This window comes from Legionella gratiana, assembly GCF_001467695.1.
Classification (GTDB): Bacteria; Pseudomonadota; Gammaproteobacteria; order Legionellales; family Legionellaceae; genus Legionella; species Legionella gratiana.
Window position 1 is genome coordinate 121643 of the sequence record NZ_LNYE01000022.1, and the last position, 12744, is coordinate 134386.

Genomic DNA, 12744 nt, shown 5'->3' on the forward strand with positions numbered 1-12744 from the left:
TTCCTTACATGCGAAATACGCCAAAATGTGTTGAATCAATAGGGGTATTTAGTGCTGCTGATAAACCCAAACCTAATATTTTACGTGTATCTTGTGGTGCAATAACACCATCATCCCATAAACGAGCACTGGCATAGAATGGATGTCCTTGAGTTTCATATTGGGCTCGCAATCGAGCTTTAAAATGTTCTTCCTCTACTGCAGGCCATTCAGTTCCTTGCTTTGCGAGTTTATCTCGATTAATTTGAGCTAAAACATTGGCTGCCTGCTCACCTCCCATTACTGAAATTCGAGAGTTTGGCCAAGACCACAGGAACCGTGGGTTATAAGCCCGGCCGCACATTGCATAATTGCCTGCTCCAAAACTGCCGCCTACGATTACAGTAAATTTGGGTACACTGGCATTGGCTACAGCATTTACCATTTTAGCGCCATGCTTGGCAATACCTGAAGCTTCGTATTTTGACCCTACCATAAAACCAGTAATATTTTGTAGGAATATTAATGGAATTTTACGTTGACAACAAAGTTCTATAAAGTGCGTTCCTTTCAAGGCACTGTCACTAAAGAGAATGCCATTATTGGCGATAATGCCAACGGGATAGCCGTATAAATGTGCAAAGCCGCAAACTAAGGTGGTACCAAAGAGTGCTTTAAATTCATCAAATTCTGAACCGTCAACAATCCGTGCAATAATTTCACGTATATCAAAGGGTTTTCTTGGATCTGCAGGTACTATACCGTTAAGTTCCGTGCTGTCATAAAGTGGTTCTATGGTTTCTATTCGTTTTAGTTGTTGTGGTTTTTTGCGGTTTAAATTGCTGATAGCAATTCGTGCCAGATGAAGTGCATGGGCATCATTTTCAGCATAATAATCGGCTACCCCAGAATGTCGGCAATGGATCTCAGCACCACCTAACTCTTCAGCACTAATGATTTCACCTGTTGCTGCTTTAACAAGGGGGGGGCCGCCAAGGAAAATTGTGGCTTGATTTTTCACCATAATCGATTCATCTGCTATAGCTGGAACATAAGCGCCTCCGGCAGTACAAGAACCCATCACAACTGCAATTTGCGGAATATTTTGTGCCGACAATCGAGCTTGATTATAGAAAACGCGACCAAAATCATCATGATCAGGAAATACTTCATCCTGAAGAGGCAAATAAGCTCCTCCTGAGTCGACTAAATAGATGCAGGGTAAATGATTCATCAGCGCAATTTCTTGCGCTCTTAAGTGCTTTTTGACAGTTAAAGGATAGTAGGTGCCTCCTTTTACAGTGGCATCGTTGACAACGATGACACATTCGATGCCACAAACCCAACCAACCCCAGTAATAATTCCCGCAGCAGGAACTACATCGTCATAGACTTGATAAGCTGCAAGCTGAGAGAGTTCAAGAAAAGGACTACCAGGATCTAATAATTGTTGGAGTCGCTCTCTTGGTAATAGTTTGCCATGTTTCAGATGGCGAGTACGTGCTTTTTCATCACCACCTAAGGCAATACGTTGAATTTGGTTTTTTAATTCATCTACTAAGGCGAGCATTGTTGCTTGATTCGCCTTGAATTCCTGGCTCCCGATATTGATTTGACTAGTTAATTGTGCCATGTCTTAATCCTTAGCGAACCAAAATGTCACTTAAAACAATGATTATCCAAATAATCCAGGTGATTGCAATAAAGTGAGGCATATCACCGCCTTTAAAAATTCTATATACAAGAGCGGGAACAGCAGTAATCGCTACTGGTAATAGGACAAGAACAAGTATTTTACGAACCACAAGTCCCCAGCCGGTTTGGCTGAAAATGGGTGTTAATTTTAGATTAACGTAGGTAAAAAACAGATCGATATAAACAATGACTAACTGAGCATATTTTGCGAATATTACCACTAAGATGCTAAGTAATAAGTAGATAAGACTGTGTCGTAGCATGAATGTCCTTTTTATGGATACAGCCTTTCTCCACATGCTATAAGAAGAGTCATTCATCAAAGAACTATCTTATTACGCTTCAGAGAGAGCAACAAAGTTCTAAAATTTTGTTGCTCTCTCTGAGTATGCTTATTAGGGCAGAGATGTTGAGTTAATGACAGCAACCCTAAGCCTCTTCTCAAGAGAAAGGACGTTTATTTTAAATTAATTCAATAGCCATAGCAGTCGCTTCACCACCACCAATACATAACGAAGCAACACCACGTTTTTTTCCTTGATGTTTTAAAGCGTGTATTAAGGTAACTAAAATACGCGCACCTGAAGCACCAATGGGGTGGCCTAATGCGCACGCACCGCCATGAATGTTAACGTGTTCTGGATTTAATTCAAGCTCTTTTATAGCAGCCATAGTAACTACGGCAAATGCTTCATTGATTTCATAAAGATCGACATGGTTTTGTTTCCATGAGGCTTTATTCATAACTTTGCGCATCGCTTCGACTGGAGCCGTGGTAAACCATTCTGGTGCTTGTGAGTGGCTTGCATGAGCAATAATGCGTGCTATAGGTCTAATGCCTCGTTTTTCTGCTTGCCCTGCGCTCATTAGGATCACACTTGCTGCACCATCAGAGATAGAGCTTGAATTAGCAGCGGTAACTGTTCCGTCAGCTTTAAAAGCGGGTTTTAACTGAGGAATTTTAGCAAGTTTTGCTGCATCAGGGCCTTCATCAATACTTACAGTAATATCTCCTTTGCGTGTATTTATTGTTATTGGAGCAATCTCATCTTTGAATGCTCCATTTTCTATAGCTTTTAGCGCTCGGTTCATAGAATGAGTAGCGAACTCATCCTGTTGTGCTCTACTAAAATGAAAATGGCTGGCTGTAGCTTCTGCAAAAACACCCATTAATTTTCCTCTATCGTAGGCATCTTCTAAGCCATCAAGGAACATATGATCTTTTAATTCACCATGTCCAAGACGGTATCCAGAACGTGCCTTACTCAATAGATAAGGCGCATTACTCATGCTTTCCATACCGCTGGCAAGAATAATATTTGCCGTACCTGCGCGAATTAAATCATGGGCTAACATAATTGCTTTCATTCCGGAACCACACATTTTATTTACTGTAGTGGCTCCTGCGGCATTGGGTATTCCTGCTTTAATTGCTGCTTGCCGAGCTGGAGCTTGACCAATTCCGGCTTGTAACACACAACCACTAATTACTTCATCTATTTCTGTAGGATTAATCCCTGCTTGAGATAGTGCAGCCTGATGCGCGATTGCGCCTAGTTCTGGAGCTGAAAGTGTTGATAGGTTCCCTAGCATTGCTCCCATAGGAGTCCTTTTTGCTGCAACGATTACAATGTCATTCTGTTCCATTTTTACCCTTCCTTATGCTGTTTCTCTAAAAAGTTCTCGTCCAATAAGCATTCTTCTGATTTCGGAGGTACCAGCCCCTATTTCGTATAATTTTGCATCACGTAGTAAACGACCTGTTGGATATTCATTAATGTATCCATTTCCACCAAGAATTTGAATTGCTTGTAATGCCATTTGTGTTGCTCTTTCAGCTGTATATAAAATTACACTTGCGGCATCTTTGCGACTAACCCTACCTTGATCACACGCTTTAGCAATAGCATATAAGTACGCTCTTGATGCACTTAAATCAGTATACATATCGGCCAATTTACCTTGGATGAATTGAAACTCGCCTATAGGGTGTTCAAACTGTTTTCGCTCATGAACATAGGGTAAAACAACATCCATACACGCTTGCATTATGCCTACTGGTCCTGCTGCAAGAATGGTACGTTCATAATCAAGACCGCTCATTAATACTTTAACGCCTTGATTGACTTCACCTAAAATCTGTTCTTCTGATACTTCACATTGTTCAAAAACAAGCTCACAAGTATTCGAACCTCGCATTCCCAGTTTGTCTAATTTTTGGGCTGTTTTAAAACCAGGCATTCCTTTTTCGATGAGAAAAGCGGTGATTCCTTTACTTGCAGCTTGTTTGTCTGTCTTGGCATAAACTACTAAGACATCCGCATCAGGTCCATTAGTTATCCACATTTTTGTGCCGTTGAGAATATATTTGCTACCTGCTGGACGAGCATGTAATTGCATACTGACTACGTCTGATCCTGAATTGGATTCACTCATAGCCAAAGCACCAATGTATTCCCCACTTATAAGTTTAGACAAATATTTTTGTTTTTGAGAATGATTTCCATTTAAATAAATTTGATTGACACATAAATTCGAATGAGCACCATAACTTAAGCCTACAGAAGCAGATGCACGGGAAATTTCCTCCATAGCAATAACATGGGCGAGATACCCCATATTGGCACCGCCATATTCTTCGCTAACCGTAATTCCTAACAAACCCATTTCACCCAATTTTCGCCATAAGTGATGAGGAAAGGTATTTGTTTCGTCAATTTGAGCAGCAAGTGGTGCAATTTCAGCACGGGCAAATTGATAGACGCTATCGCGTAACATATCGTAAGTGTCACCGAGTTGATAGTTCGGTCCTGTATACATGATAGATGGCTTCCTGTTGTTTTTAACAAATTTGTTAGACTATACCCAATCGAATTGAAGTTGCAAATAAAATTTCAATATCAAGAAGAAAGATTTGAGAATCTCCTTTACCTGATTTAAAAAATCGCCTAATCTTAAGCCGAAAGTGACAGCGTGTTCCTTTCAATGTAGGCTGCGTAGAAGCAATTAGAGTTAATTTTGTAAGAGTTCAGGTTTATCTATTTAGGAGAGTCGTTCATGCGCAAGTTAGTACTCTGGGGGCATAATGTTGATGAGTATCGCGAGATGTTTGATTTGTCTCAAGAGGACATGAATTCCCGGATTTTAGAATATGGATGTGGCCCAAGTGCCGTAAACGCACAGCAATTTCAGGAATCGCATCAAGCAGTTAGTTGTGATCCTTTATTTGTGTTAGATAAAGATACTTTATCTTCTAAAGCAATAATGATTTTTGCCCAAATGGCTGATGAAGTGCGTAAAGAACAAGAGCGATTTGATTTTAGCCGTAATGGTAGTTTAGAGCAATTGCTTGAATATCGACAAGCAGGAATGAAAACATTCTTTGCAGATTATGAAAAAGGTAAGGTAGACGGGCGTTATTTTGGAGCAGCCGATTATCATTTGCCCTATTCTGATTTTTCTTTTGACTTTGCTTTAAGCGCACATTATTTATTTGCAGATTTAGAGGATCAAACGGTTGATTTTCATTTAAATGTAATTCGTGAATTAGCAAGAGTCGCTAAAGAAGTCCGAATTTTTCCTTTAAATGATATGGAAGGAAAGACTTCTGAATTTTTAGGTCCTGTGCTATTGCAACTGCAAAAACAGGGGTATGGCGTGGAAATTAGGGAAGTGGATTACCATTTACACAAATCAGAAAATGCGATGCTTCGAGTTTGGGCCCAGAAATGTGATATTTAATTAACGTGAGTTCGATACAAAAGGCATGGAAATATCCTTTGATATCGCTAAACGAACATAATCCAGTTTAATAAAATCAGTTCGACCTAAAAAATAAATGTTTATTTTTATGTCGAACCCCCCAGGCTACAGGATTTTCTATGTATTCAATTTTACGTCCTTTACTTTTTAGTATGGATGCAGAAAAAGTTCATGCTTTGAGTTTGTCCGCTTTACACTACCTACCTAAATTTTGTTTTAAGCAAGCAGGGCATCATCCTGTACGGGCTTTAGGGCTTCAGTTTCCTAATATTGTCGGTTTAGCTGCAGGACTGGATAAGAATGGCGAGCATTTAGATGCATTAGCTAAGCTTGGTTTTGCCTTTATTGAACTAGGAACCGTAACACCAAAACCACAAGTAGGTAATCCTAAACCACGTCTATTTCGTTTACCAGAAGCTCAAGCAATTATTAATCGTATGGGCTTTAACAATCAAGGAGTTGATGCTTTAGTTGCTCATGTAAAAAAAGCACGTTATAAAGGAATCTTAGGTATTAATATTGGCAAGAATAAAGATACATCATTGGACTGTGCTGCGGATGATTACATTTATTGTTTTAATAAAGTTTATGAACATGCTTCCTATGTAACTATTAACATTTCCTCCCCGAATACCCCAGATTTACGCCAATTGCAGCAAAAGGAATATTTTGCTCATTTATTGTCAAAAATTCGAACTGAACAAATTAAGTTAGCTGATCAATTTCAACGCCATGTTCCTCTTGTTGTTAAAATATCACCAGACGAAAATGCAGAAACGCTAAAACAAATGACTGAAGTGATTTTGAATTTTGGTATAGAAGGGATTATTGCGACAAATACAACATGTTCGCGTAAGGGTGTTGAGCATTTGCTTTTAGCAAAGGAGTCAGGAGGGCTAAGCGGCAAACCTCTTTGGAATTTATCAACTCAGTGTCTGCAGTTGCTGAAACAATATGTAGGTGATGATGTGACTTTGATTGGAGTAGGGGGCATCGATAGTTGTGCTAGCGCTCGATCAAAATTGAATGCAGGGGCTTCATTAATACAAGTATATAGCGGTCTGATTTATAAAGGACCAAGGTTAGTCCATGAGTTAGCAAACGGATTATCTACAAAGGATGAACTGTAAAGCATGACAGAATCCGAATTTATTTTGAATTTCAAGTTCCTATGTTTACTCAGGTCACAGGGGCGCGGCTAATGAAATGTATTACTAAAAATCTGGCGGCACAAATGGAGTCTTGTATCAAGCAAACTCACATTGAGGTTACTAAGCAGTATCCACAAGGAAAAATATTGGAAATTAACGGAGGTGCTGCTTGTTTTTCTGGCTTTGATTCTTATTTATCACAAGTAGTTGGATGGGGCTTTAATACTTCATTAAAACAATTTAAAACTGAAATTGAATGCATTGAGCATTTTTATAGAAACCTAAATCATTCACGGGTAGATATTGAGTTATGCCCTTTTGTAGGAAATGAACTTGCTGTTTTTTTAAGTCAACGTGGTTATTGTATTAGTGAATTAAATAATGTGTCTGCCTTGGATTTAAAAACATATCAACCTGCCGATTTTGATAAAAACGCATTGATGATCAAGGAGATAGAATCGGATGAAATCAGTGAATGGGCTGCTCAAGTAGCATTAGGTTTTGGTGCTCCTGAAGCTCAAGATCAATTTATTCATTATGCTCAATCTACAGGAGTCAGCGTTTTTGCGGCTTATGATAATGAAGTAATTGTAGCCGGAGCTACAATTGCTATACATGGTGATTTTTGTGATTTAGGAGTTACAAGTACTTTACCTGGATATCGGGGTAAAGGACTACAAAAAAAATTATTGCTGGCGCGTTTAAATTTTGCGAAACAACATCATTTAGCTTGGGCCACAGTAACTACTGAGCCAGGAAGTATTTCTGATGAGAATGTGCAAAAAATAGGTTTTCATTGTGCTTACACACGAATTAAGATGACTTTAGAATAGGCTTCGTTCCAAACTCTACTGCAGTGGAGAATCGCTTTGTCGATACGGTGCTCGAATCTTGTACTGGCTTGTGTACACTCCGGTTCTGTGCTCTGTTTCTCCTCGTACTTGCCTCACTACAGCGAGTTTGAAAAGAAGTCTAATGAACCAAGCATTAGCACTTCGAAGTAATAACAGTTACAATAGTTCCATTTTTCGGTTGAACTATAATTCATGAAAAAGAAACCCACTGTTAAAACCAGTATTTTATACAAACGTCTACTCACTTATGTAAAACCGTTTTGGCCAATACTGGCATTAGGTGTTTTCGCCAATATGTTGTACTCCCTGATTGATGCTGGGTTTACTTACATGATGCGTCCCTTTTTTGACAAGAGTTTTATTAATGTCGATATGGATTTCATTAAGAAAATCCCTTATATCGTATTGATAGGGATTACTTTGAGAGGTCTAGTTAGCTCTTTAGGTAGTTATTGTATGACCTGGGTTGCTCGATCAGTGGTTAAGGTATTAAGAGAAAAAGTATTTAATCATATTCTTCGTTTACCTGCTGATTTTTATGACCAAGCGACTTCAGGGCAAATGCTTTCCAAAATCCTTTATGATGTGGAACAAGTTGCTCAAGTGAGTGCAGATGCTTTAACCGATATTGTCCAAAATATCTGTTTAATTGTTGGTTTTCTTACCGTAATGTTTGTTATTTGCTGGCAATTATCACTCATGTTTCTCTTAACCATTCCTTTTGTGGGCTTCATTGTTAATTTCACGAATAAACGAGTAAGACGAATTAGTCATAAAGTACAAAAAACAATGGGTGAAGTTACTGAGATTGCTAGTGAAGCTATTGAAGGATATAAAGTGGTGCGAATTTTTGGTGGTATTGCTTATGAATCAGAAAAATTTAGTAGAGCTATAGAACACTCGCGCCAAAATGATATGAAGGTGGCAGCAAGCAAGGCACTTAATGTTTCGGGGGTACAAATTGTCATTGCTATTGGTATTGCTGCAATCATTGCAGCGGCAATTCAATTATCTACGGTAGTTGTTGTTTCCGCAGGTTCTTTTTTAGCAATTATTGCTGCGATGATACAATTGATAAAACCTATGAAAACATTAACAACGCTCAATGCGGTGATCCAAAAAGGTTTGGCAGGCGCCGAAAGTGTTTTCAATATGCTCGATGTATCAATCGAGCAGGAACAAGGCATTATTTTGCCACAACGAGTGCGTGGTGAGTTGGCGTTTCAGCAAGTATCTTATGCATACAGACAAGGTGAGAATGTATTGCACGATGTGAGCTTTAGCGTTGAAGCAGGAAAAACTGTTGCTTTAGTAGGTCATTCTGGAAGTGGTAAGACCACTATAGCCAGTTTAATCCCTCGTTTTTATGAAGTAACCGAAGGTCTAATTACTTTAGATAACATCCCCATCAATCAAATCAGTTTGTCGAGTTTGCGAGAGCAAATGGCCTTGGTGAGTCAAAATGTGACTCTTTTTAATGATACTTTAGCTAATAATATCGCTTATGGTCGTTCAGATATAAGCCGTCAACAAATTATGCATGCTGCTAAGCTCGCTTTTGCCGATGAGTTCATTAACCGATTGCCTGAAGGTTATGATACTCGTGTGGGTGAAAATGGTGTGTTGCTTTCTGGGGGGCAGCGACAAAGAATTGCGATTGCGCGTGCTATTTTGAAGAATGCACCCATTTTAATTCTTGATGAAGCAACATCAGCTTTGGACAGTGAGTCAGAACGATACATACAAATTGCTTTAGAAGAGGTCATGAAAAACCGAACTACTCTCGTTATTGCTCACCGTTTATCGACAATAAAACATGCAGATAAAATCATCGTGATGCAACATGGATGTATTGTAGAGCAAGGAACTCATCAAGAATTGCTTGATAAGCAAGGGCATTACGCTCAGCTTCAGGGAATGCAACATACGAGTCTTGTTCAAGAGGAAGTTATAGCTTGATGCGTTCATTTTTAGATAAGTTATGGTATGGAGAACATCCCTTACGATGGTTATTACGCCCATTGGCTTGGGGGTATCAAGTTGCAGTTTCAGTCAGACGTTATTTTTTGCAGCGTTTTTTTCAAATCAATTATCCCGTTCCTCTTATTATTGTGGGGAATATTACCGTTGGTGGGGTAGGTAAAACTCCTTTAGTGATTGAATTGGCTAAGAGAATACAACAGAAAGGATTAAGGGTTGGTATTGTGAGTCGTGGGTATGGTGCGGCAGTAAAGCAATTTCCTTATGAAGTCCAACTTAATGACTCTCCTTTCAAAGTTGGTGATGAGCCCTTATTATTGGCACAAAAAGCTAAGTGTCCTGTAGTGATTGCGCCAAAACGAACGCAAGCAGTACGTTATCTCTTGAAAAAGTATCAGAGTGACATCATTATTAGTGATGATGGATTACAGCATTATCATATGGGGAGATCTATTGAAATTGCTGTGATTGATGGTACACGCGGCTTGGGAAACGGGCTTTGTTTGCCAGCCGGACCGTTAAGAGAAACAGCCTCCCGTTTAAAGCAAGTTGATTTTATTGTGGTGAATGAAGGTACTTGGGAAAACGCGTATTCTATGACCCTAAAACCTGGGAAAATTAAAAATTTAAATACTGAAGAAGAGATTATCCCCGATACTGTAAATGGAACTTGGGCGGCAGTTGCTGGAATTGGTAATCCGCAACGTTTTTATTCCACTTTGCGGCAATTGGGGATAAAATTCAATACCTGTTCTTATCCTGATCATTATCAGTTTAAGCCAGAAGATTTGGATTATGTAGAATCACTTATTATTATGACGGAAAAAGATGCAGTAAAATGTCGATTATTTAGTTCAGACAGAATGCATTATTTACCGGTAGATGCTGTATTGGATGATGCATTTTGGGACGCATTGTGGTTACATCAACAGTTAAAAGGTTATTGCTGATTATGTTTGCTTGGATTCGCTGTTTTCTATTTTTAATCATATTCCACACTAGTACTGGATTGTTTGCGACTGAAACCGAAAAAACGTTGCAACCACAACAACAATCTATTGATCCCATGATAGGCAGTTGGACTTTTTCCGGAATGGTAAAAAATGAAAGCGGGGATAAATACGGTTATTTTTTTGAAATGCAGCGTCAAGGTATCGATTTTTATGCTAAAGCTGCTTTGATTGATGGACAAACAAATGAGCTTGTATTTTTTTATGAAAGAAAAGAAAAAATAGAGCAACCAACATCTTTGGATTGGCATGTAGGCGATTCGTTTATGCGTTACAATCCTATTAATGACAGTTGGATTTTTGGAGTTATGGAAACAGACAAGAAAGGCTTTAATTTTAAAGTGGATATGTTGAAGCAAGCAAACCATAATGAAACTTTAGCTTTGCGTCCTGGAATTCAATTACAAGCAGTGCAAACGAGTCAACTCAATGGACATTTACGTATCGATGATAAAGAGCAATTTGTTACAGGGAATAAGACTTGGTTTGGCAAATTAATATTAAGCAATGATCAAAAAGACTCACATAAAATAAACACTACATTTTGTCATTTAAATGATGATAATGGTTTTTATTCAGCAAATCTCAAAGAAAAAGATGCAACAAGTGCTGCTGTTGCTGGATGGCTTGATCCTTTGGGTAATAAAGTAAAAATGTCGCAATTTATTTCAATAAAATCATTAGATCATGATCAGTGCATGCTTAGAGTTAATTATCCTAAGTTAAATTTAAAATTAACAAACACCTTGAAAGATAAGAATCAATTAAATTCTATTGCAGGTTTTTCTAAAGAAAGTAAAGGTGCCTTTTGTGTTGTTATGCAACAATCATTCAGTCAAAATAAAAGGGTAGCGCAGAATATTTTAGAGGTTAAGCTCAATGCGTAGTCATTAAGTCACTAATATAAGCACCACCCACTAAGTTTTATACTGCGTTGCAAACTCACTCGGCTTCAGTCATTTATTTTATGTAAACTCCTCCACCTCGTTCATTTGCGCCTTATCTAGAACCTAGTGGGTGGTGCTATGGCTGCTTATCTGGAAGAAATTGTGACAATACGCTCGCCAAAATTAATGCTGCGGGAATAATTAAAAGAGTAAGTTGATAATCATTTAGAGTATGAAGATGGGTGTTTTTCTTGAACTGATCCAACAAATAACCGACCAATGGTTGTAACAAAGGAGCGCTCAACATTGCTAGAGTATTGGTAAAGCCTGTGCATGCTGAGAGTGATTCCGGGGGGGCTAATTCATTTGCAATCGTAAACGCAAGCATATAAGCGCCACAGCAAAGCCCAATAAGAAAGAGTAAGATACCCATTATGACTGCATTGTGTATGGGCAAATACAGCATAAGAAGAAATAAAATAGCGGTTGATAAACATGAAATATGGATTAATGGCTTGCGCTTAGGTAAATACATAGAGAGCCAACCATAAATCGGGCAACTTAAGCCCGCACCAAACAAAACTATAGAAGTCAGAATACTTGCTGTTTCTAGAGTACATTCTAATTTCAATTGCAGAAAAGGAACAGCCCACATCGCAGCAAAAACAGTAATAACCGAAAACTCTAAACCAACGAATAATCCATTCATCCAGACGAGTTTATTTTTTAGCATCAATAAAAGATGTACTTTGTATTGAGCATGATTATTGATAATGGGTTTATTACTAGGAATATAATTCCAGCATAGGGCTGAGATCAACAGTCCTATAACTCCTGCACCAGCAATAAAGTTTTGCCAGCTAATGTGGTTAATGAGGGATCCCATTCCAATCATACCGAATACAGTAACGGTAAAACCTAAAGTTTCAGACAATCCAATCATAAAAGCGTATTGTCTTAATGGATAATGTTGTCGTAAAACGCGGGTTACGCCAACAAATGCAAATGCAGAACCTCCACCAATGATTAAGCGGCCTAAAAATAATGTAATTAAGCTATGCCCTGTAGAGAATAGAAAACATCCTACAGCACAGAGTAGAGCATTTAGTGATAATAGAATACGCGTATTATAACGGTCAAAAAGAAGACCAACAGGGATTTGCATGGTAGTGTATACATAATAAAAAGCACTGCTCAAAAGACCGGCAGTCAATGCTGTGAGTTTTTGCTCATGCATTATTGCGCCAATAACGATTCCTGAAGATAATTGCAAAAAGAATTGGAATAATAAAAAAAATACACCGATCAACCAAATAATGGTTCTGGAGGTACTCGAAGTGGGTGTTGTTAAAGGCAATGAATTCATTGATTTTATTTTATCAGAAATGATGGAAAATATACAGTAAGAAGAGAAAAAGTTAAATGA

General features: G+C 38.4%; 11 protein-coding genes. 6 read left to right on the forward strand and 5 right to left on the reverse strand.

The window, feature by feature from the left end; translation table 11 throughout:
• Positions 1-4: 4 nt before the first annotated feature.
• The 4 genes from Lgra_RS08390 to Lgra_RS08405 form a co-directional block, all read right to left on the reverse strand.
• Positions 5-1612, reverse strand: a complete 1608-nt coding sequence (locus Lgra_RS08390) for a carboxyl transferase domain-containing protein (RefSeq protein WP_058498816.1) — start codon at positions 1610-1612, stop codon at positions 5-7.
• Between the two features lie 10 nt (positions 1613-1622).
• Positions 1623-1937: a hypothetical protein gene (locus tag Lgra_RS08395; RefSeq protein ID WP_058498817.1), complete on the reverse strand. Its 315-nt coding sequence runs from the start codon at positions 1935-1937 to the stop codon at positions 1623-1625.
• Between the two features lie 199 nt (positions 1938-2136).
• A complete protein-coding gene (locus Lgra_RS08400) occupies positions 2137-3321 on the reverse strand; it encodes an acetyl-CoA C-acyltransferase (RefSeq protein ID WP_058498818.1) in 1185 nt (394 codons plus the stop codon).
• Between the two features lie 12 nt (positions 3322-3333).
• Positions 3334-4494, reverse strand: coding sequence for an isovaleryl-CoA dehydrogenase (locus tag Lgra_RS08405; RefSeq protein ID WP_058498819.1), 1161 nt, complete (start codon positions 4492-4494; stop codon positions 3334-3336).
• Positions 4495-4731: 237 nt separating this feature from the next.
• Here Lgra_RS08405 and Lgra_RS08410 point away from each other — a divergent pair, with 237 nt between their 5' ends.
• From Lgra_RS08410 to Lgra_RS08435, 6 genes are all read left to right on the forward strand, one after another.
• The gene (locus tag Lgra_RS08410; protein WP_058498820.1) at positions 4732-5415 is read left to right on the forward strand and encodes a hypothetical protein; all 684 of its coding nucleotides are present in this window, start codon (positions 4732-4734) and stop codon (positions 5413-5415) included.
• Between the two features lie 140 nt (positions 5416-5555).
• Positions 5556-6566 carry a quinone-dependent dihydroorotate dehydrogenase gene (locus Lgra_RS08415; protein ID WP_058498821.1) on the forward strand — a complete coding sequence of 337 codons (1011 nt, stop codon included), beginning with the start codon at positions 5556-5558 and terminating at the stop codon, positions 6564-6566.
• Between the two features lie 71 nt (positions 6567-6637).
• The gene (locus Lgra_RS08420) at positions 6638-7420 is read left to right on the forward strand and encodes a GNAT family N-acetyltransferase (RefSeq protein ID WP_058498822.1); all 783 of its coding nucleotides are present in this window, start codon (positions 6638-6640) and stop codon (positions 7418-7420) included.
• Between the two features lie 213 nt (positions 7421-7633).
• The gene (gene msbA, locus Lgra_RS08425) at positions 7634-9400 is read left to right on the forward strand and encodes a lipid A export permease/ATP-binding protein MsbA (RefSeq protein ID WP_058498823.1); all 1767 of its coding nucleotides are present in this window, start codon (positions 7634-7636) and stop codon (positions 9398-9400) included.
• Positions 9400-10371, forward strand: coding sequence for a tetraacyldisaccharide 4'-kinase (gene lpxK, locus Lgra_RS08430; RefSeq protein ID WP_058498824.1), 972 nt, complete (start codon positions 9400-9402; stop codon positions 10369-10371). Before msbA ends, lpxK begins: the two co-directional genes overlap by 1 nt.
• A gap of 2 nt (positions 10372-10373) precedes the next feature.
• Entirely contained in the window at positions 10374-11318 is a 945-nt protein-coding gene (locus Lgra_RS08435; RefSeq protein WP_058498825.1) for a hypothetical protein, read from the forward strand.
• A gap of 136 nt (positions 11319-11454) precedes the next feature.
• Here Lgra_RS08435 and Lgra_RS08440 read toward each other — a convergent pair whose 3' ends face one another.
• Positions 11455-12684: an MFS transporter gene (locus Lgra_RS08440; RefSeq protein WP_083502882.1), complete on the reverse strand. Its 1230-nt coding sequence runs from the start codon at positions 12682-12684 to the stop codon at positions 11455-11457.
• Positions 12685-12744: the final 60 nt, after the last annotated feature.